Annotated in this window: 20 protein-coding genes and 1 pseudogene; 19 read left to right on the forward strand and 2 right to left on the reverse strand. The window is 43.9% G+C overall.

All coding sequences use genetic code 11. The features are described 5' to 3' along the window. The 12 genes and pseudogenes from RUMTOR_RS08985 to RUMTOR_RS09040 all read left to right on the forward strand — a co-directional run. Positions 1-597 (forward strand): sensor histidine kinase (locus tag RUMTOR_RS08985; RefSeq protein WP_004847269.1); only part of this gene is annotated, 597 nt, incomplete at its 5' end. Further along, a complete protein-coding gene (locus RUMTOR_RS08990) occupies positions 590-1,282 on the forward strand; it encodes a response regulator transcription factor (protein ID WP_004847271.1) in 693 nt (230 codons plus the stop codon). The genes RUMTOR_RS08985 and RUMTOR_RS08990, both read left to right, overlap by 8 nt. A 135-nt stretch (positions 1,283-1,417) precedes the next feature. Next, positions 1,418-2,866, forward strand: a complete 1,449-nt coding sequence (locus RUMTOR_RS08995) for a TrkH family potassium uptake protein (protein WP_004847273.1) — start codon at positions 1,418-1,420, stop codon at positions 2,864-2,866. Positions 2,867-2,977: 111 nt separating this feature from the next. Next, positions 2,978-3,670: pseudogene (locus RUMTOR_RS13925) on the forward strand (potassium channel family protein); the annotation flags it as partial. Between the two features lie 17 nt (positions 3,671-3,687). Next, positions 3,688-4,473, forward strand: coding sequence for a TrmH family RNA methyltransferase (locus RUMTOR_RS09005; RefSeq protein WP_004847277.1), 786 nt, complete (start codon positions 3,688-3,690; stop codon positions 4,471-4,473). 106 nt (positions 4,474-4,579) lie between these two features. Further along, positions 4,580-5,566: an ornithine carbamoyltransferase gene (argF, locus tag RUMTOR_RS09010; RefSeq protein ID WP_009242474.1), complete on the forward strand. Its 987-nt coding sequence runs from the start codon at positions 4,580-4,582 to the stop codon at positions 5,564-5,566. Between the two features lie 182 nt (positions 5,567-5,748). Next, positions 5,749-6,747, forward strand: a complete 999-nt coding sequence (locus RUMTOR_RS09015; protein ID WP_004847281.1) for a biotin--[acetyl-CoA-carboxylase] ligase — start codon at positions 5,749-5,751, stop codon at positions 6,745-6,747. Positions 6,748-6,863: 116 nt separating this feature from the next. Further along, on the forward strand, positions 6,864-7,187 hold the full coding sequence (locus RUMTOR_RS09020) for a DUF6145 family protein (RefSeq protein WP_004847283.1): 324 nt from the start codon (positions 6,864-6,866) through the stop codon (positions 7,185-7,187). 3 nt (positions 7,188-7,190) lie between these two features. After that, positions 7,191-7,862, forward strand: coding sequence for an ABC transporter permease (locus RUMTOR_RS09025; RefSeq protein WP_044998179.1), 672 nt, complete (start codon positions 7,191-7,193; stop codon positions 7,860-7,862). Between the two features lie 78 nt (positions 7,863-7,940). Next, positions 7,941-8,876: a glycine betaine ABC transporter substrate-binding protein gene (locus RUMTOR_RS09030; protein WP_004847286.1), complete on the forward strand. Its 936-nt coding sequence runs from the start codon at positions 7,941-7,943 to the stop codon at positions 8,874-8,876. Positions 8,877-8,959: 83 nt separating this feature from the next. Beyond that, positions 8,960-9,679, forward strand: a complete 720-nt coding sequence (locus RUMTOR_RS09035) for an ABC transporter ATP-binding protein (protein WP_330360054.1) — start codon at positions 8,960-8,962, stop codon at positions 9,677-9,679. A gap of 7 nt (positions 9,680-9,686) precedes the next feature. Next, positions 9,687-11,039, forward strand: coding sequence for an MATE family efflux transporter (locus RUMTOR_RS09040; protein ID WP_004847291.1), 1,353 nt, complete (start codon positions 9,687-9,689; stop codon positions 11,037-11,039). 10 nt (positions 11,040-11,049) lie between these two features. Here the strand turns inward: RUMTOR_RS09040 and RUMTOR_RS09045 are convergent, their stop codons facing one another. Further along, on the reverse strand, positions 11,050-11,889 hold the full coding sequence (locus RUMTOR_RS09045) for an AraC family transcriptional regulator (RefSeq protein WP_009242471.1): 840 nt from the start codon (positions 11,887-11,889) through the stop codon (positions 11,050-11,052). A 255-nt stretch (positions 11,890-12,144) separates the two neighbouring features. Here RUMTOR_RS09045 and RUMTOR_RS09050 point away from each other — a divergent pair, with 255 nt between their 5' ends. The 7 genes from RUMTOR_RS09050 to RUMTOR_RS09080 all read left to right on the forward strand — a co-directional run bounded on the left by RUMTOR_RS09050 (position 12,145) and on the right by RUMTOR_RS09080 (position 19,433). Beyond that, complete coding sequence (locus RUMTOR_RS09050; protein WP_004847297.1) at positions 12,145-13,566, forward strand: carbohydrate ABC transporter substrate-binding protein; 1,422 nt, start codon at positions 12,145-12,147, stop codon at positions 13,564-13,566. Positions 13,567-13,682: 116 nt separating this feature from the next. After that, entirely contained in the window at positions 13,683-14,573 is an 891-nt protein-coding gene (locus RUMTOR_RS09055; protein ID WP_004847299.1) for a carbohydrate ABC transporter permease, read from the forward strand. Between the two features lie 15 nt (positions 14,574-14,588). Then, positions 14,589-15,482, forward strand: coding sequence for a carbohydrate ABC transporter permease (locus RUMTOR_RS09060; RefSeq protein WP_004847301.1), 894 nt, complete (start codon positions 14,589-14,591; stop codon positions 15,480-15,482). Positions 15,483-15,494: 12 nt separating this feature from the next. Further along, on the forward strand, positions 15,495-15,674 hold the full coding sequence (locus RUMTOR_RS09065; RefSeq protein ID WP_004847303.1) for a DUF6903 family protein: 180 nt from the start codon (positions 15,495-15,497) through the stop codon (positions 15,672-15,674). A gap of 71 nt (positions 15,675-15,745) precedes the next feature. Next, positions 15,746-17,902 carry a 1,3-beta-galactosyl-N-acetylhexosamine phosphorylase gene (gene gnpA / locus RUMTOR_RS09070; RefSeq protein WP_004847306.1) on the forward strand — a complete coding sequence of 719 codons (2,157 nt, stop codon included), beginning with the start codon at positions 15,746-15,748 and terminating at the stop codon, positions 17,900-17,902. A 166-nt stretch (positions 17,903-18,068) separates the two neighbouring features. After that, positions 18,069-18,347: a DUF4190 domain-containing protein gene (locus RUMTOR_RS09075; RefSeq protein WP_004847310.1), complete on the forward strand. Its 279-nt coding sequence runs from the start codon at positions 18,069-18,071 to the stop codon at positions 18,345-18,347. Positions 18,348-18,389: 42 nt separating this feature from the next. Beyond that, entirely contained in the window at positions 18,390-19,433 is a 1,044-nt protein-coding gene (locus RUMTOR_RS09080) for an alcohol dehydrogenase (RefSeq protein ID WP_004847312.1), read from the forward strand. Here the strand turns inward: RUMTOR_RS09080 and RUMTOR_RS09085 are convergent. Further along, complete coding sequence (locus RUMTOR_RS09085) at positions 19,420-20,229, reverse strand: MerR family transcriptional regulator (RefSeq protein ID WP_009242467.1); 810 nt, start codon at positions 20,227-20,229, stop codon at positions 19,420-19,422. The two genes, RUMTOR_RS09080 and RUMTOR_RS09085, sit on opposite strands and share 14 nt — an antisense overlap. Positions 20,230-20,271 lie beyond the last annotated feature (42 nt).

Raw genomic sequence — 20,271 nt, forward strand, 5'->3', positions numbered from 1 at the left:
GGAATGGACAGATACATTAAGACAATATATAATAAAGCAAATGAGATGGATCTTTTAATCAACGAACTGACGCTTTATTCCAAGATCGACACGAATCGTATTCCGTATAATTTTACGACGATATCGGCGAAAGGGTATTTTGGAGACTGCGGGGAAGATCTGCATATGGAGCTTGAGTCGAAAGGAATCGAATTTACTTATTGCAATACGATGGAAGAAGACTGCAAGGTGATCGTTGATCCCGAGCAGCTTAGAAGGGTGATCAATAATATCGTATCGAATTCGTTGAAATATATGGACAAGCCGAACGGAAAAGTCACGATGGAAGTAAAAGATGTCGGCGATTTTATACAGGTTGAATTAGGCGACAACGGCAAAGGGATCGCCGCAAAAGACCTGCCGTACATTTTCGATCGCTTTTACAGGACGGATGCTTCCCGCAATTCATCGAAAGGCGGAAGCGGAATCGGTTTGTCGATCGTGAAGAAGATCGTGGAAGAACATGGAGGAAATATATGGGCGACCAGTGAAGAGGGCGCCGGAACAACAATGTATTTTGTAATCAGAAAATATCAGGAGGTATCTATTGATGAGTAAGCGTATTTTGATCGTAGAGGATGAAGAGAGTATTGCGGATCTTGAGAAAGATTATCTTGAACTGAGCAACTTTGAGGTGGAAGTGGCGAATGACGGAGATACAGGTCTGCAAAAAGGACTGGGCGGAGATTTTGACCTGATTATTCTTGATCTGATGCTCCCGGGAGTTGACGGTTTTGAAATATGCCGTCAGATCAGAGATCAGAAGAATACGCCGATTATTATGGTTTCTGCCAAAAAAGACGATATTGATAAAATCAGAGGTCTGGGCCTTGGAGCGGATGATTATATGACGAAGCCGTTTAGCCCGAGTGAGCTTGTGGCCCGCGTGAAAGCGCATCTTGCCAGATATGAACGGCTGATCAACAGCAATGCGGAGGAAAATGAAGTGATCGAGATCCGCGGATTGAAGATCGATACGACGGCGAGACGCGTATGGGTCGGAGGAGAAGAGCGGTCATTTACGACGAAAGAGTTCGATCTTCTTACATTTTTGGCGAGTCATCCGAATCATGTGTATACGAAAGAAGAGCTGTTTCGCGAGATCTGGGATATGGAGTCGATAGGAGATATCGCGACTGTGACAGTGCATATTAAGAAGATTCGGGAGAAAATCGAATATGACACGTCTCATCCACAGTATATCGAGACGATATGGGGAGTGGGATATCGCTTTAAAGTGTAATGGCATGACGAAAACACAGTTTGATTTTATATTTGTCATGAGAGAAAAGGGGTTTCGTTTTTCGGAACTCCTTTTCTATTGTAAATGAGAATAAATGCGTGTATCATATAGAAGTCAAAAGGGAAGCGGCATAATATGGAATATATATGCCGTGTATGGGGAAAACAGATTAAGATCATAGGGTGGTTTTTAGAAATGGAAAAGAAAAAAAAGAGTCCGAGGAGACTGAAGTTCAATACGGTGCAGACGGTTGTTATCGGATTTTTCGGGGTGATACTCGGGGGCGGAATACTTTTGAGCCTTCCGATCTGTAATCAGAAGCCGATCGAGTTTATAGACGCGCTTTTTACGTCTGTCAGCAGCGTATGCGTTACCGGCCTTGTGACGATTGTTCCGGCGGAACAGTTTACATTGCTAGGGAAAATTATTTTACTGCTTTTGATACAGGTCGGCGGACTTGGAGTGATCGCCTGCATGTCTGCGTTTTTCCTTTTATTGGGAAAAAAGATCAATATGAAAGGAAGAATCACGATCCAACAGGCATATGGACTGGATACGCTTTCAGGTCTTGTAAAGTTCGTGATCCGTATTTTAAAAGGAACGTTTTTGGTAGAGGGGATCGGCGCGGTACTTTTTTCGCTCCGGTTTATTCCTGAGTTTGGGTTTATAAAAGGCGTCGGTTACGCAATCTTTCATTCTGTTTCGGCATTTTGCAACGCGGGTATCGATATACTTGGAAGTACGAGCTTTATACAGTATTCAGGGTCGTGGCTTATTAATTTTACGACAATGTTTCTGATCGTTATGGGCGGACTTGGTTTTCCGGTATGGCATGACATTGCGATCAATATAAAAAAGATGACGGAAATCAAGAAAAGACCTTTAAAATGGCTGTTTACAAGACTTTGTCTGCAAAGTAAGATCGTTCTTACGATGACGGGACTTCTAATCCTGTGCGGCGCCGTCGGATTTTTCCTGCTGGAGTTTAACAACCCCGAAACAATGGGAGATATGAATCTTCTTGAGAAGATGACGGCATCTTTATTTCAGTCGGTGACGACAAGAACGGCGGGATTTGCGACAGTTCCGCAAGGAGACTTAAGAGAAAGTTCGAAGCTTTTGGGCTGTATGCTTATGTTCATCGGAGGATCTCCGGCGGGTACGGCAGGCGGCGTTAAGACAACGACGATCGCGATGCTTTTGCTGACGGTTCTCTGTGTACTGAAAAACAAAAGAGATACAGAGTGTTTTGCAAGAAAGATTGATAATAATATCGTCAGATCGGGAATTACGATCACAATGATCACTTTGATCTTCCTGATGTCGGGAATTACCGCACTGACAATCTTTGAACCCGGAATTGATTTCCTTGATCTTACTTATGAAGCGGCGTCCGCAATGGGAACGGTCGGACTGACGGCAGACCTTACTCCGATCCTGAGCAGGGGAAGTCATGTGATCCTTATGATCCTTATGTATGTCGGAAGGATAGGACCGCTTACTATGGCGCTTGCATTATCGGGAAGAAGCGATAAGATTTCTAAGTTCAGAGAACTTCCGGAAGAAAATGTGATGCTCGGCTAAGTGGGAGAGACAACGTAATGCTTGGATAATTGGGAAAGAAAATGCAATGCAGAGCATGAAGATGAGAATATGGACAGAGAAATAAAAAAGTAGAAATACAAAACCGGAAATGTAAAGACAGAAGCATTTAAAAGGAGGGAACATATTATGGATAAACAATTTGCGGTGTTGGGACTTGGAAGTTTCGGGTCAAGCGTTGCGCTTACATTGGAAAATATGGGATGCGATGTGCTCGTCGTAGACGAGTCTTACGAGAAAGTACAGGAAATATCCGACAAAGTTTCTTACGCGGTCAAAGCGGACGTGTCAGAGCCTGACGCGCTGCAGGCTCTCGGAGGACGTAATCTTGACGGAGTGGTAGTTGCCATTTCGGAAAGTTTAGAGGCAAGTATTATGGCGACGATGCTTTGCAAAGAAATGGGAATTCCTCTCGTCGTTGCAAAGGCGAAAGACAAACTTCAGGGCGCGATCCTGCAAAGAGTCGGAGCGGATCGTATCGTGTATCCTGAGATCGAGATGGGAAGCCGCGTGGCAAAAAGCCTCGTGTCGAAAGAATTTGTGGACTGGATCTCTCTTTCAAATGATTACAGTATGGTAGAGATCGTCGTGCCGCAAAACTGGGTAGGAAAGAGTCTTGTCGATCTCGGAGTCAGAGAGCGTCTGGGAATCAATGTCGTCGGTATTATCAAGAACGGAAAGATCGAAGTCGCGATCAATCCGCAGGAGCCGCTTCGGGAAAAAGAAATATTGATCGTGATCGGTTCTAACGATATTCTTGAGAAATTTGACATGAAAAACAGATAGAAAATGCAGGTGAGAAAATGATTACAAGTACATCGAATATACAAGTAAAAGAATTGCTTCGTTTGCAGAAAAAAAGCCGTGAGCGGGAGAAAGAGGGCGTATTTATCGTAGAAGGACCGCGCATGGCGGAAGAGATCCCACGGGAGCGCATTGTAAAACTGTATGTGTCGGAAAGTTTTCAGGCGAAATGCGTCAAAGAAAAAAACGATCGGTTTATTCAAGAGGCGGAAGTGATGTCGGATACGGTATTTGCGCATGTGTCGGACACGAAGACTCCGCAGGGAATCCTTGCCGTCGTACGCCGGATGGAGTATACGGCGGAAGATATTTTAGGGGAGACTCCGCATGTGCTCGTTCTTGAAAATATTCAGGATCCGGGCAATCTCGGAACGATTTTCAGGACTGCAGAGGCGGCGGGGGCTACAGGCATTGTTTTGAGCAAAGACTGTGTAGATCTGTATAATCCGAAAGTGATCCGTTCTACGATGGGAGCGATTTTTCGGATTCCGTTTATTTATACGGATGATCTGAAAGGAACGATCGACGAACTGAAACGGGAAGGAATCACGGTTTATGCGGCGCATCTTAAAGGGGAAAACTCCTATGATATGGAAGATTACAAGACGGCATGCGCATTTCTTATCGGAAATGAAGGAAACGGTCTGACAGAAGAAACTGCGGCATGTGCGGATCGGAAAATACTGATCCCGATGGAAGGCGGCGCAGAGTCGCTGAATGCAGCGGTGGCTTCGGCAGTACTTATGTTTGAAGCGGGCAGACAAAGGCGGAACAAGAGAAAATAAGGCGGCGCGAGTCTGTAAATGATGATCAAAGTAAATGAAAACAAATGTGAATAATTGAAAGTAAATAAATACAGATAAAAAATAAATGAAAAGAGAGGATAAGACAATGGATTTAAAAGGAAGACATTTTTTGACACTGAAAGATTTTACACCGGAAGAGATCATTTATCTTTTGGACCTTGCCGCAGAATTAAAAGAAAAGAAGAAAAAAGGGATACTTGTCGATCATCACAGAGGGAAAAATGTGGCGCTGATCTTTGAAAAAGACAGTACGCGTACACGCAGTTCTTTTGAGATAGCGGCACATGATCTCGGAATGGGGACGACTTATATCGGAACGATGGGATCTCAGTTCGGGAAGAAAGAGAGCATCAAAGATACGGCAAGAGTACTTGGAAGAATGTATGAAGGAATCGAGTACAGAGGATTCGGACAGGAGATTGTCGAAGAGCTGGCTCAGTATGCGGGAGTACCTGTATGGAACGGATTGACAAACGAGTATCATCCGACACAGATGCTGGCAGATATGCTGACGATCCGTGAACATTTCGGGAAACTGAAAGGTCTGAAACTTGTATATATGGGAGATGCCCGTTATAATATGGGCAATTCGCTCATGATCGCCTGTGCAAAACTCGGACTTGATTTTGTGGCGTGTACGACAGAAGACTATTTCCCGAATGAGGAGCTTGTAGAGGAGTGCCGCGTATATGCAAAAGAATCAGGTTCTGAAATTACATTGACAAGCGATGTGAAAGAAGGAACAAAAGGCGCTGACGTCATCTATACAGACGTATGGGTATCTATGGGAGAACCTGACGAAGTGTGGGAGAAACGGATCAGAGAGCTGACTCCGTACAAAGTAACAAAAGAAGTGATGGAAAATGCAAAACCGGAAGCAATCTTTCTTCACTGCCTTCCGGCGTTTCATGATCTTGGAACGAAAGTCGGAAGAGAGATCGGCGAGCGTTTCGGAATCACAGATATGGAAGTGACGGACGAGGTATTTGAGTCTGAACAGTCGAAAGTGTTCGATGAGGCGGAAAACCGGATGCATACGATTAAAGCGGTTATGGATGCTACATTGAAGTAAAAAATAAGTAGAAAAGAAGATAAAAACAGAGAAGATACAAAGGCAAAAAGCAAGAAAGATAAAGACAACGAAAAGCTGAGAACGTAAAAAAGATAAAAAGTCGAGAGAATAAAAAGACGAAAACTTGAGAAGGCAAAAAGCCAAGAAAGTAAAATCAGAGAAGGCGAAAAGCAGATAAAATTATGAAAGCAGAGATTTTGAAAATGCTGCGGGAAGCAGACGGGTACATTTCGGGGCAGGAAATCTGTGAGAAGTTCAATGTGTCGCGCACTGCGGTCTGGAAGGTGATCCGCCGGCTTCAGGAAGACGGCTACGAGGTGGAAGCTGTGCGAAACAAAGGGTATCGCATGGTGGAAAGTCCCGACATTTTGACAAAAGAAGAAGTGGAAAGCTGTATGCATACGGAATGGGCGGGAAGAAATGTCGTATGTTATAAAGTGACGGATTCAACGAATCTGCGCATCAAGCAGATGGGAGATGAAGGCGCTTTAGCCGGAACGCTGGCTGTGGCGGAAGAGCAGACGGCGGGAAGAGGGCGCAGAGGACGTTCGTGGGAATCACCTGCCGGAGCGGGGATCTTTATGTCGGTTCTTTTAAGACCGAAGATCACGCCGGATAAAGCGTCTATGCTGACGATCGTGACGGCGTGCAGTACGGCGAAAGGAATAAAAAAATATTTTGAAAATGAGGGAGCTTCCTGTCCGGATATTCAGATTAAGTGGCCGAACGATCTCGTTGTCAACGGGAAAAAACTGGCAGGTATTCTCACGGAGATGAGTACGCAGATCGATTATATCAATTATGTGACCGTCGGGATCGGAATTAATGCAAACACAAAAAAGTTCCCGGAAGAATTAAAAGATCATGCAACATCGCTGTATCTTGAATGCGGACATATGGTGAAACGAGCGTCTGTCATTGCGTCGATCATGAAATGTTTTGAGGAAGATTACCGCCTGTTTCTTGAGACGGAAGATTTATCCGGACTGATGGAAACGTATATGTCGATGCTTGTCAACCGGGATCGGGACGTTCTTGTACTTGATCCAAGCGGAACATATAAGGCAAAGGCACTGGGGATCGATAAAAACGGAGAGTTGATCGTGAGAAGGGAAGACGGAACTTCGGAACATGTCTATGCCGGAGAAGTCTCGGTCAGAGGTGTGTACGGTTATGTATAAATGCATGTGCGGGATAAGAAATGCATGCATAGGATAAGCTGAGAGATATGGATGAGTATAGACGAACTAAATGCAGATTTTAAGTTCGGAAAAAACAGGAAAAAGAGAGGTAATGTATGGAAGAAGAGGTTGTGCTTTGTGCGGCAAGCGCATATGAACAGAAATTTTATTTGAATCCTCAGTTTGAGTCGCTGCCGGAAGCAGTGCGTCAGGAACTGCAGATCATGTGCGTATTGTATACGGAAGATGTGGGAGGCATTCTCCTTGTCGTATATGATGAAGAAGGAAATCTCGAGTTAAAAGTAGAGCACGAAGAAAATGATTTTGCTTTTGATGAGATAGGAAGTGTGCTGAAGATCAAACAGCTTCAGCAGACGAAAAGAGAATTGTTTGAATCGCTTGAAACATTTTACAGGGTGTTTTATCTCGGAGAGGAGTAGGGTGTGGAATTTTTACAAAAGGTCATCCAACTGTATGCTGAGAGAAAAGAATGGTTTCTGGATTTGTTTGCGGCACATGTGGGGCTGGCTTTAACGGCGGCTGTGAGCGCGGGGATCATAGGACTTCTTTTAGGGATTTTTATTTCGGAACATAAAAAAGCGGCAGGTCCCGTTCTGACGATCGCAAATATCGGTTATACGATTCCGGCGATCTCACTTCTGGGAATGCTGATCCCGGTTTTGGGGATCGGAGATAAGACGGCGATAACCGCTCTTACGATTTACGGCATCATGCCGATGGTGCGAAATACGTATGCGGGAATTACCGGCGTCGGGGAAGAAGTAGTCGCGGCGGCGGAAGGAATGGGGAGCACGCGCTTCCAGATCATGACAAAAATCAAACTTCCACTGGCAGCGGGAGTCATCATAGCAGGCGTAAGAAATATGGTCGTTATGACAATCTCTGTGTCGGCGATCGCGTCGTTTATAGGAGCGGGAGGTCTTGGAGTAGCGATTTACAGAGGTATTACGATCTATGATTCGGCAATGACGTTTTGCGGTAGTTTTCTGATCGCGCTTCTGGCGATCGTAAGCGATCTTTTGCTCGGATTGCTGGAACGGAAAGTGAAAAAGAAAACAGGCATAAAAACAGATAAAACAGGAAAACATAAATAAAAAACATAAATAGAAAATATAAATAGAAAAATATAAACAGAAAATCATAAAAGGACACTATGAATAAGGAGGCAAAAGATGAGATTAAAGAAGATCACGGCGCTTTTTCTGACCGGCGCGCTTATACTTTCGATGGCCGGATGCGCGGGAAACGGAAGCAAAGATAAGAAAGAAGGAAGTGCGGGAAACGAAGCTCAAGAACCGGTTAAGATCGCCACAAAGCCGATGACAGAGCAGTTTATCCTCGGAGAAATGTTGAAAAAGCTTATCGAGGAGAAGGCAGGTTATGAAGTAGAACTTACAAAAGGTATCGGCGGAGGAACGAGCAATATCCAGCCGGCAATGGAAAAGGGAGAGTTTGATCTCTATCCGGAATATACATCCAGCGGATGGATTCTTGTGCTCGGACATAAGGCAGGTGAAGTAAGCGATGATAAGATGCTTGCAAAACTTCAGGAAGAATACGAAGAAAAATTCGATATGACGTGGGTAGGGCTGTATGGTCAGAACAATACGTATGCCGTTGTCGTAAGAGAAGATACGGCAAAGAAATACAATCTTGAGACATGCTCGGATCTGGCGGCGGTTTCGGATCAGCTTGTTTTCGGAGGAAACCCGGATTATATCGAGAGAGCGGACGGTCTTCCGGGGATGTCTGCGGCGTATGGATTTCAGTTTAAAGAGATCAAAGATATTGATATCGGTTTGAAATATCAGGCGCTTAGAAACGGTGATATTGATGTGACGAACGGGTATACGACAGACGCTCAGATCAGTCAGGATGATGTGAGAGCGTTAAAAGACGATAAGTCTTATCAGGTAAATTATTTTTGTTCAACGGTTGTCCGCAAAGATGCGCTTGAAAAATATCCGAAGCTCAAAGAGACGTTAGAGCTGATGGACGGAATTCTTACAGATCAAAAAATGGCGGAACTGAATTATCAGGTTGAGGAAGAAGGACGTGACGAAGCGGAAGTGGCGGAAGAATTTTTAAAAACGTCCGGGTTACTGTAAAATATTTTCCGAAAACCGTGAGAACAGAACCGTTTGAAGAAACTTTCGAGAAGAAACAAAAAAGTACAGGGGAATGAATGCGTATGGAAATGATACGTCTGGAACATGTGACGAAAAGCTTTGGCAGATATAAAGCATTGGATGATGTGAGCATTGTTGTGGAAGAAGGCGAATTTTTGACGGTGATCGGCAGATCGGGATGTGGAAAGACGACGATGCTTCGGATGATAAACGGATTGCAAAAGCCGGATTCGGGAAAAGTATATGCGGCAGGGGAAGACGTAGGAGAGGCAGATTTGATCCGGCTTCGAAGAAAGATCGGCTACGTGATACAAAATAAAGGGCTTTTTCCTCATATGACTGTTGAAAAAAACATTATTTACGTTCCTGTTATAAGCGGACAGAAGGATAAACGGCAAAACCGGAAACTGGCGGAAGAATTGATCGGTCTGGTCGGTTTGGAGCGTGAGATGCTTGACCGTTATCCCGAAGAACTCTCCGGAGGTCAGCAGCAAAGAGTCGGGATCGCAAGGGCGCTTGCGTCCCGCCCGAAACTTCTTCTGATGGACGAGCCATTCGGGGCGCTGGATGAAATTACAAAGCGGGCTATGCAAAATGAACTTCTGGCATTACAGAAAAAATTAGGAATGACAGTCGTGTTTATTACGCATGATATCAGGGAAGCGATGAAATTGGGAGACCGGGTTCTTGTGATGGAGCAGGGAAAGATCGCGCAGTGCGATACGCCGGAAAATGTAAAGAAAAATCCGGCGGATGAATTTGTGAAAGAACTGATCGGATGAAAAAACTATGAAAAAACGTAATCTGACAAAAGGAAATGTGACGGCTGTAATGCTGCTGTTTGCCGTGCCGATGATCCTTGGAAACATCATGCAGCAATGTTACAATCTGGCAGATACATGGATTGTCGGGAGGTTTGTCGGCGCGGAAGCGCTGGCGGCTGTCGGAAGCGCATATACGCTTATGACGTTTTTAAATTCGATCCTGATCGGCATGTGTATGGGGAGCGGAGCGCTTTTTTCAATCTGTTATGGCCGAAGAGCGTTAAGAAAACTAAAAGAATATATTGTTTCATCGTTTGTGCTTATTTTTTCAGTGACAGTGATTTTGACGATTGTTTCATATGTGTGCCTTGATCCGATTCTCACGCTGATGCAGATTCCGGCGGATATTTACGGACTGATGCGCTCTTATATGGGGCTGATCCTCGCCGGATTGATCTTTGTTTTTCTCTATAATTATTTTGCGTTTCTGCTCCGTTCATCGGGAAATTCGGTGATTCCTCTGATTTTTCTCGGCGTCGGAACTGCGCTTAATATCGGACTGGATTTTTTCTTTGTCGCAAAACTCGGGCGCGGAGTGAAAGGGGCGGCTGAGGCAACGGTTCTTGCTCAGGCAGCGGCAGGACTTGGAATCGCATTATACGCTCTTGTGAAAGAACCGGAACTTAACATGAAGAAAATGAAAGAAGAGGGGATCGGTATAAGGGCAGATCTTTTGAAAGAGATCTTTTCTTATTCTGCATCGACGGGAATCCAGCAGTCTGTGATGAATTTCGGGATACTTATGGTTCAGGGACTTGTGAACAGTTTCGGAACATCGGTTATGGCGGCGTTCGCTGCAGGGGTAAAGATTGATACATTGGCATATATGCCGGCACAGGAATTCGGGAATGCATATTCGATATTTATCTCGCAGAATTATGGGGCGGATAAAAAAGAACGGATCAGAAAAGGAACAAAAAGCGCTGCCGTGACTGTCATAATGTTTTGCGCGGCGGCATCTGCGGCAGTCTTTTTCGGAGCAGAGTTTTTGATGGGGATTTTTATTGATCCGCAGAAAACACAGATCATTCAGATCGGAACAGGGTATTTGAAAACAGAGGGAGCGTGTTATTGCGGGATCGGAATCCTGTTTTTGCTCTACGGATATTTCCGGGCAGTGGAAAGACCGAAAGTTTCTCTTCTTCTTACGATCCTCTCACTTGGAACACGGGTTGTCCTTGCCTATGCATGTGCGCCGTTGTTCGGCGTTGGAGCGATCTGGACGGCGATACCGATCGGCTGGGCGATGGCGGATGCGGCAGGAATCATCCTGTTAAGACGCGGCGAGCGTACTAACAGGATGAATGAAATTATGTAATTGTCGTCTGTCAACGTATAAACTGTTTTCTGTAAGCGGTAGGAGTCATGCCGCATATTTTTCGGAAACATTGGGAAAAATAGCTTGAAGAAGAGAAGCCGCACTGTTTTGCAATCGCTGCCTGGTTCAGATCCGTTGAAGTAAGAAGTTCCTGACTTGTGAAGATCCGTTTCTGAGCAAGATAGTTCATAGGCGCGATCCCGTAAATTTCGGTAAATGTATGGGCAAAATAATATTTATTCAGATGGGTCAGCTCCGCAAGTGTGTCAAGAGTGATGTTTTCTCTGAAGTTAGAATCGATGAAGCGCTTTGCGTAACTGCATTCGCGGGTAATCTTTTTTGAGGAAGGAAGCATTTCTACGGGCGATCCGGTATGTCGTGAAAGTTGAATGATGAGAGCTTCGAGAAGATTTTGACAGATCGTCTCGTAGCTTTCTTTTTGTTCGTCCATCTCCCGGAGGATCGTATGAAAGTAGAAGTCGAGATTTTCGGAGAAATCTTCGCACTGTATATTTAAATATTCTTTGTCGTTATAAATAAGAAAGTTTAGTCCCTCCACGCCGAGGACAATGTATTCCAAGGGAGAATTTTTGTCTGAAACTTCCGTGTGGCGGATGCTCGGGTTGATGATGATCAGATTCTGTTTTCGGATCGGAAATGATTCTTCTTCTACAATGAAGCTTCCGCATCCGTTCAGTACGTAAAAAAGCTCGGAAAAATAATGGGTGTGCGGGTAGCTTTCCCAGTCTTGTTCGTACTTTGAATAACTGGAGTAGAGCAGGCGGTACGGCATTTGCGAAAATGTTGTTTCCTGATTAGAAGTGTTGAATGAATGTCGTATATTTCCCATAAATACAGCCTCCGTTGTTTATCTGGAATAGTTTAGAAATTTTGTTTTTAACTAAAAAAGTAAAAAATTAATGTGTTTATTATAGTGAATTCTTAAAAAAAAATCAAGGGAAAATGGATGTATTGTAGAAGCGGCGAAAAAAGAAATTATATATAATGCACAAAAAAAATAAATATAAAAAAGTTTTTGTCGGAAAAACGCAAAAAAAGTCGGGGGAAATACAAAAAAGCAATATTTATAAAAAAAAGGACAAGAATGGGTATTGAAAAATTATCGGATTTCGTTTATTCTAAGACCAAGAGAAACAAATCGTTAAATAAAGGAGGACCAACGATTATGAAAAAGAAAAAACTGATCAGTCTGTTACTTGTTGCTTCTATGGCATTCAGCCTTGCAGCTTGTGGTTCATCAGGCGGAGACGACAAAGACGCTGACAAAGGTGGAGACGAAAAAACACTGAAGGTTGCAGCGGTAGAAACAGCTTACGGCGCAGACATGTGGAAAGAAGTTTGCTCAGCATTCGAGAAATCTCACGAAGGCGTTAAGGTTGAACTTACAATCGACAAAAAGCTCGAAGATGTAATCAACCCGCAGATGAAATCCGGCGAGTATCCGGACGTGATCTTAAGAGCTGTAGGAGCTGAATCGGGAATCACAGAGACATTCGTAAAAGACAACAACCTTGTTGATCTGACAGATGTTCTTGATATGACAGTACCGGGCGAAGAAGTAACTGTAGGAGACAAGATCCTTCCGGGATTCGTTGAGAATACAATTACAAATCCGTACGGAGACGGAAAAACATATCTGATGCCGATGTTCTACGGCCCATGCGGACTGTTCTACAATGCAGGACTGTTTGAGGAAAAAGGCTGGGATGTTCCGACTACATGGGATGAGATGTGGGCACTTGGCGACAAAGCGAAAGAAGAAGGAATCGCATTGTTTACATATCCGACAACAGGTTACTTTGACGCATTCTTCTATGCTTTGATGCATGAGACAATGGGAGACGATTTCTCTAAAGCGCTGACATATGAAGATGGTATCTGGGATACAGAAGGCGCTAAACAGGCATTTGACATTGTTGCAAAACTTGCTACATATACAGAAAAAACAACACCGGCTAATGCAAACGACAACGATTTCCGTAAGAACCAACAGCTTGTACTTGACAACAAAGCGCTGTTCATGCCGAACGGAAACTGGGTAATCGGCGAGATGGAAGATGCTCCGAAAGCAGACGGATTCGAGTGGGGATTCACAGCTCTTCCGGCTGTTAAAGAAGGCGGAGAGAGAGCTTCTTACACATTCTTCGAGCAGATCTGGATGCCGGCAGAAGCAAAAGAGCAGGATCTCGGAAAAGAATTTATCGCTTACCTGTACTCTGATGAAGCAGCTAAGATCTTCTTCGATAAAGGCGGAGCAGTTCAGCCGATCGAAGGAATGTCTGATATGATCACAGATGATAATACAAAACTGTATTACTCAATCTACGACACAGGCGCAGTTGCAGTTATGGATGCATTCGCAGCAACAGAGCCGATCGAAGGTCTTACAACACGTTCTACATTCTTTGATCCGGTTAACTCTCTTGTAACTGGAGACAAGACAGAGCAGGATTGGATCGATCAGATCAAAGCTGACAGTGCTAAATTCCATGAAGCGCTGAAATAAATAAAAAATAAATCACCGGAAATTTACCGGTTCTGATGACCGGAAGAATATCACAGGTGTAGGCGGGCGGTGAATCTGTTTTCACCGCCCGTTTTATCCTGACAGGAGATGAATTAATGAAAGCAAGAAAAGGAAAAGGGCTGTTTGTATTTTGCTGTCTTGCCCCGGCAGCGATATTGTTTATCGTATTTATGATCCTGCCTACGATCGATATTTTCCGTATGTCTATGTTTAAATGGGGTGGATATACAGATAATAAGACATTTGTAGGATTGGACAACTTTAAAATACTTTTCAAGAGTGACAAATTTTATCAGGCGTTCCAGAACTCGATTTTGCTGATCGTTCTTGTTACACTTGTAACATTTACATTTGCGCTTGTATTTGCTTATATTTTGTCACGGGAAAAAATTAAAGGAAAAACATTTTTCAGTGTTATTTTCTACATTCCGAACATTTTGTCGGTAGTAGTTATCAGTGCTATTTTCTCGGCAATCTATGATCCGAACCTTGGACTTTTGAACTCTTTTTTGAATCTGTTCAAAGGAGCGGAAAACCCGACGCTTTGGCTTGGAGATCAGAAGATAGTTATTTACAGTATTGTGATTGCACTTGTATGGCAGGCAATCGGTTACTATATGGTTATGTATATGGCAAGTATGGCAAACGTGCCGGAAAGCCTTTATGAGTCGGCGGCTTTGGAAGGCGCGGGAAAGATCAGACAGTTCTTTACGATCACAATTCCGCTGATCTGGACAAACATCAGAACAACACTTACATTCTTCGTTATCAGTACGATCAATATGAGTTTCCTGCTTGTAAAAGCAATGACAAACGGCGGACCGGACGGAGCGTCAAATGTATTCTTAAGTTATATGTATCAGGAAGCGTACACGAACTCTTCCTATGGATATGGTATGGCGATCGGTGTTATGGTATTCCTCTTCTCGTTTGCACTTGCGGGAATTCTGAATGTGGCAACAAAACGTCAGGAAATCGAATTTTAAGGGAAGGAGATCAAGATGGGAAAAACAAAAGTAAAAGAGTCAAAAAAACCATTGACACTTTCAAAAGTGGTAGTATATATCTTATTAATTCTCCTTGCGATCACAATTATCATTCCGGTCGGCTGGGTATTTGTTGCATCTGTTAAGCAGAATTCAGAGTTTTACGGAAGTCCGTGGGTACTTCCGGAGAAGATTTATTTCCAGAACTTTATCGATGCGTGGGAGAAGGCGAGCATGGGAACTTACATGCTCAACTCAGTGATCGTAACAGCGCTTGCATTGCTTTTGCTGATCGTGATCTCTCTTCCGGCGGCATATGTATTGTCCAGATTCAAGTTTAAAACGTCAAAATTCTGGAACGTACTTTTTATGGCAGGCCTGTTCATTAACGTAAGTTACATTGTTGTACCGATCTTCCTTATGCTCAATAACTGGGATAAAACGCTTCGTCAGCTCACAGGAGGTACGTTCTTTTTGAACAACCTGTTTGTGCTGGCTCTTGTGTATGCGTCTACGGCGCTTCCGTTTACGATCTATCTTTTGTCCGGATATTTCAGATCTTTGGCAAAAGATTTTGAAGAAGCCGCTTATGTAGACGGAGCAAGTTACTTTACAACGATGGTAAAGATTATTTTCCCGATGGCAAAACCGAGTATTGTTACGGTAATCTTGTTCAGTTTCCTGTCATTCTGGAATGAATACATTATTTCAATGACACTTCTGACAAAACCGGAACTGAAAACTCTGCCGGTAGGACTTATGAACTTGATGGCGGCGCAGAAATCTGCAGTTCAATACGGTCAGATGTATGCAGGTCTTGTTATTGTTATGCTGCCGACGTTGATTTTGTATATCTGTGTACAGAAGAAACTGACACAGGGTATGACACTCGGCGGATTGAAGGGTTAGGAGGTTGATATCATGGATGAAAGAACAAAACAGGTTTTAGTAGGAATCATTGTTGCTGTTATTTTTATCGCGTCTGTAGCCCTTATCATTATCGGTCAGAAAAATATCGGACCGCAGGGGCTTCTGACAATGCTTGCAGGACTTGCGGGTCTGATCGGACTTCTTGCTTTTTATAATCATAAATATAAATAGCAAAATATAACAGAAAATAGAAAAAGAAAAGCAGAAAAAGAAAACAGGAAAGAACAAAGAGGGTATAATTCATGGAAAATTCAAAAGGACTTGTGACCATCCCTACAGATCTCGACGTTGTTCCCGAGACTTTGGAACTGATGAAGCGCTGGGGAGCAGATGCGATCAGAGACTGTGACGGTACAGATTTTCCGGAGGCGCTCAAAGACGCAGACGCGGAAATTTATTCTACATATTATACGACAAGAAAAGACAATGAGTGGGCGAAGGCAAATCCGGAAGAGATACAGCAGATGTATCTTATGACGCCGTTTTATACGGCTGATTCCGAGAGTCTGTCGATTGAGATCATGAAAGGTCTTTATCCTGACATGCTCAGTCCGAATACACGGGATGACATTAAGCGTTGGTGGGAGGTTGTAGACCGCACGACAGGAAAAGTCGTTCCGACAGACGAGTGGGATTATAATGAAGAGGAAGGAAAGGTTACGATCAAGGCAGTTCCGTTCCATGAGTATACTGTGAGCTTCCTCGCCTATATCATGTGGGATCCGGTGCATATGTACAATGCCGTAACAAATGACTGGAAAGATGTAGAGCATCAGATCACCTTTGATGTCCGTCAGCCGAAGACACATGAGTATACATTGAAACGTCTGAGAAAATTTATTGAGGATCATCCGTATGTAAACGTACTTCGTTTTACAACATTTTTCCATCAGTTTACACTTGTATTTGACGAGCTTGCCCGTGAGAAATATGTAGACTGGTACGGATATTCGGCGTCGGTAAGTCCGTATATCTTAAAACAGTTTGAAGAAGAAGTGGGATATCCGTTCCGCGCGGAATATATTATCGATCAGGGATATTACAATAATCAGTATCGTGTTCCGAGCAAAGAATTTCAGGATTTTCAGGCGTTCCAGAGAAGAGAAGTTGCCAAGATCGTAAAAGAGATGACAGAGATCACGCACGAATGTGGTAAAAAAGCAATGATGTTCCTCGGAGATCACTGGATCGGAACAGAGCCGTTTATGGAAGAGTTTAAAACACTTGGTATTGACGCTGTTGTAGGAAGCGTAGGAAACGGTTCGACGCTTCGTCTGATCAGTGATATCGAAGGAGTGAAATATACAGAAGGACGTCTGTTGCCGTACTTCTTCCCGGATGTGTTCAACGAGAACGGAGATCCGGTCAAAGAAGCAAAATATAACTGGGTGACAGCAAGAAGAGCAATCCTTAGAAAACCGATCGATCGTATCGGATACGGCGGTTATCTTAAACTTGCGCTTCAGTTCCCGGAATTCCTTGATTATGTAGAGCAGGTATGCAACGAGTTCCGTACGCTTTATGCAAATGTAAAAGGAACGACACCGTACTGCGTGAAGAAAGTCGCAGTGCTTAACTGCTGGGGCAAGATGAGAGCATGGGGATGCCATATGGTACATCATGCACTGTATCAGAAACAGAACTATTCATATGCAGGAATCATCGAGTCGCTGTCAGGAGCGCCGTTTGACGTTGTATTTATCAACTTCCAGGATATTCTGGATAATCCGGCGATCCTTGACGATATCGATGTGATCATCAATGTCGGGGATGCAGATACGGCGCATACAGGAGGAGAATGGTGGGAAAACCCGAAGATCATCGAAGCGATCCGCGGATTCGTTTACAACGGCGGAGGAATTATCGGTGTCGGCGAACCTTCCGGTCATCAGTATCAGGGACATTTCTTCCAGCTTGCTAACGTATTCGGTGTAGAGGAAGAAACGGGCTTCACACTCGGATACGACAAATACAACTGGGATGAGCATGAACACTTCATTTTGGAAGATTCTGAAGAAGTAGATTTCGGAGAAGGCAAGAAGAATATTTATGCTCTTCCGAGTGCAACGATCCTTGTGCAGAAAGAAAAAGAAGTACAGATGGCAGTAAACGAATTCGGAAAAGGACGCGCTGTTTATATCAGCGGACTTCCGTACAGCTTCGAGAACAGCCGTGTACTTTACCGTGCAGTGCTTTGGAGCACACACAGCGAAGATGAACTGAACAGATGGTTCAGTACAAATTATAATGTAGATGTACATGCTTATCCGAAGAACAACAAATACTGTGTTGTAAATAATACGGATGAGCCGCAGCAGACAACGATCTACCGCGGAGACGGAAGCAGCTTTGAGCTTGCTCTTGAGCCGAACCAGATCATCTGGTATGAGATCGCGTAATGTCTGGATCGTATCGTGCAGGCAGTGTTCTGCCGATTCATTTGCGGTCGTTTTGTTGGGGAACAGACGACGGCAGAAAAGTTTGTGAAAAAGAAAATAGAATGAATGAAAAAATATTACGGTTCATATGTATATATGAGCCGTAATATGATATTGGAGGAAAGCAATGGCGAAACGTGAGAAAAATCCGGCATCGGATAAAACGGGAAACGACACAGGCATCTCGTTGCTTGTGCTCGGTATTGTGAGCGTTATTTTCGCACTTTGGATTCCGATCGTCGGGATCGTTCTGGGGACTGTATCGCTTGTAAGAGTGCGGAAAAGAAATGATCTGTCAGGAACAGCCATGGCAAAGGCAGGAAAAGTCTTAAGTATCGCGGGAATATGTATAGCCGTTGTAAACTGGATTCTGGCAATCGTCCTTACATTTATGACGTTAGCATAAGCATGATAAGAATAGCATAGGAAAGAGGAGCAGACAGGAGAAATGTTAGCATACACATATGAAGAAAACGGAAAGTTTGTTTTGAAAGAGAAAGAAAAACCAACGCTGCAAAGTGAGGACGACGCGATCGTACGTGTGACTTTGGCAAGTATTTGTTCCAGCGATCTCCATATCAAACACGGCGCCGTTCCGAGAGCAGTTCCGGGGATAACGGTCGGTCATGAGATGGTCGGGATCGTGGAAGAGACAGGAAGGCGTGTGACAAAGGTAAAACCCGAAGATCGTGTCACTGTAAACGTCGAAACATTTTGCGGGGAATGTTTTTTCTGTAAAAATGGGTTTGTGAATAATTGTACGGATCAAAACGGCGGCTGGGCGCTCGGATGCCGGATCGACGGCGGGCAGGCGGAATATGTCCGTGTTCCTTATGCCGAGCAGGGGTTAAATAAGATTCCGGATTCGGTGACGGATGAAGCCGCTCTTTTTGTAGGAGACGTCCTCGCAACCGGGTTTTGGGCGGCGCGGATTTCAGAGATCGGAGAAGAGGATACGGTCGTCATTATCGGAGGAGGACCTACGGGAATTTGTACGCTTTTGTGCGTGATGCTTAAGAATCCCGCAAAGATTATTTTATGTGAAGTAGATCCGGAGAGGATCGCATTTGTAAAGGAACATTATCCGGACGTACTTGTCGTGAATCCGAAAGAGACGGATGCAGAACGATTCGTGAAAGAAAACAGCAGGCATAACGGGGCGGATCGAGTTTTGGAAGTGGCGGGAAGCTCGGATACATTTGAACTTGCATGGAAGGTCGCGCGCCCGAATGCGATTGTCACAGTCGTGGCGCTCTATGAAGAAAACCAGACGCTTCCGCTTCCGCAAATGTACGGGAAAAATCTTATTTTCAAAACAGGAGGCGTAGACGGATGTGACTGCGATGAGATATTGAAACTGATCGAGCAGGGATGTATCGACACAACGCCGCTTATCACACATACATTTCCGCTGGAAGAAATAGAACAGGCATATGATATTTTTGAAAATAGAAAAGATAATGTGATCAAGATCGCAGTCAGTCACATTTAATTGTGATCATCGTAATGTAATCACTTCGGTCTTTGATAGACATTTCATTTAGTCCTTCTTCGTATGCATACCCTGTAAGCGTCAGATTGTGTTTGCGGGCATAATAAAGGATCGAGCGGTAGATTTCGGGAAGTTTTCCCCAGTCACCGATGCAAAAAGCGCGCAGATATGTTCCGGCAGGCAGGATTTCATCATATACGTCAGAAGTTTGCGGGCAGTATGCAAAGAAGGAGTGATAGCTGTTAAAACTGTTTTTTTGGATATCTTCTATGGAAATACAGCTTCCGAAATTGTCATAAAGATGAAATAATTTTTTCAGGCGGAGAGAGAACTCCGCGGCGATGGAAAAATCGTCTTCGTCGTATTCTCCCGAAATAGGGGATGAGAAGATGATCTTTCTCTCGGGCAGCGTACAGCGTTCGATCGTTCCGTGCTGCGAATACATTCCTATTTTTAATCTCTCTGCTTTTTGTTCTAAAAAAGCCTGTGCAGATAAAAGCTGTTCGATGGACTCGTCGATCAGCTTTTTCTTTTTTGTCATCATCTCTGTAAAAGATTCGTCGGAAGGGCGGGATGAGTAATCTTTGATCTCGTCTATGGACAGACCGATCTTGCGCAATGTAAGGATCAGTTCTAACTCTGTAAATTGAAAGCATGTATAGTAGTGGTATCCGTTCTCTCCGATAATTTCGGGGCGGAACAGCCCGATTTCATTGTAATAGTGCAGCGTGCGTTTGTTGACTCCGGTCAGTTTTGCAAATTCCCCGGAAGAATATAAATAATTTTTTCGATTCATAAAAAACTCCTTGACTGTACAGTTACTGTACATTATATGATA

Source organism: [Ruminococcus] torques ATCC 27756, assembly GCF_000153925.1.
Classification (GTDB): domain Bacteria; phylum Bacillota; class Clostridia; order Lachnospirales; family Lachnospiraceae; genus Mediterraneibacter; species Mediterraneibacter torques.

Excerpts from the sequence above, each read along its gene's own strand:
- RUMTOR_RS08990 (WP_004847271.1), top strand. The coding sequence starts at position 590 with ATGAGTAAGCGTATTTTGATCGTAGAGGATGAAGAGAGTATTGCGGAT.
- RUMTOR_RS08995 (WP_004847273.1), top strand. The coding sequence starts at position 1,418 with ATGGAATATATATGCCGTGTATGGGGAAAACAGATTAAGATCATAGGG.
- RUMTOR_RS09005 (WP_004847277.1), top strand. The coding sequence starts at position 3,688 with ATGATTACAAGTACATCGAATATACAAGTAAAAGAATTGCTTCGTTTG.
- argF (WP_009242474.1), top strand. The coding sequence starts at position 4,580 with ATGGATTTAAAAGGAAGACATTTTTTGACACTGAAAGATTTTACACCG.
- RUMTOR_RS09015 (WP_004847281.1), top strand. The coding sequence starts at position 5,749 with ATGAAAGCAGAGATTTTGAAAATGCTGCGGGAAGCAGACGGGTACATT.
- RUMTOR_RS09020 (WP_004847283.1), top strand. The coding sequence starts at position 6,864 with ATGGAAGAAGAGGTTGTGCTTTGTGCGGCAAGCGCATATGAACAGAAA.
- RUMTOR_RS09030 (WP_004847286.1), top strand. The coding sequence starts at position 7,941 with ATGAGATTAAAGAAGATCACGGCGCTTTTTCTGACCGGCGCGCTTATA.
- RUMTOR_RS09035 (WP_330360054.1), top strand. The coding sequence starts at position 8,960 with ATGGAAATGATACGTCTGGAACATGTGACGAAAAGCTTTGGCAGATAT.
- RUMTOR_RS09040 (WP_004847291.1), top strand. The coding sequence starts at position 9,687 with ATGAAAAAACGTAATCTGACAAAAGGAAATGTGACGGCTGTAATGCTG.
- RUMTOR_RS09045 (WP_009242471.1), bottom strand. The coding sequence starts at position 11,889 with ATGGGAAATATACGACATTCATTCAACACTTCTAATCAGGAAACAACA.
- RUMTOR_RS09050 (WP_004847297.1), top strand. The coding sequence starts at position 12,145 with ATGGGTATTGAAAAATTATCGGATTTCGTTTATTCTAAGACCAAGAGA.
- RUMTOR_RS09055 (WP_004847299.1), top strand. The coding sequence starts at position 13,683 with ATGAAAGCAAGAAAAGGAAAAGGGCTGTTTGTATTTTGCTGTCTTGCC.
- RUMTOR_RS09060 (WP_004847301.1), top strand. The coding sequence starts at position 14,589 with ATGGGAAAAACAAAAGTAAAAGAGTCAAAAAAACCATTGACACTTTCA.
- RUMTOR_RS09065 (WP_004847303.1), top strand. The coding sequence starts at position 15,495 with ATGGATGAAAGAACAAAACAGGTTTTAGTAGGAATCATTGTTGCTGTT.
- gnpA (WP_004847306.1), top strand. The coding sequence starts at position 15,746 with ATGGAAAATTCAAAAGGACTTGTGACCATCCCTACAGATCTCGACGTT.
- RUMTOR_RS09075 (WP_004847310.1), top strand. The coding sequence starts at position 18,069 with ATGGCGAAACGTGAGAAAAATCCGGCATCGGATAAAACGGGAAACGAC.
- RUMTOR_RS09080 (WP_004847312.1), top strand. The coding sequence starts at position 18,390 with ATGTTAGCATACACATATGAAGAAAACGGAAAGTTTGTTTTGAAAGAG.
- RUMTOR_RS09085 (WP_009242467.1), bottom strand. The coding sequence starts at position 20,229 with ATGAATCGAAAAAATTATTTATATTCTTCCGGGGAATTTGCAAAACTG.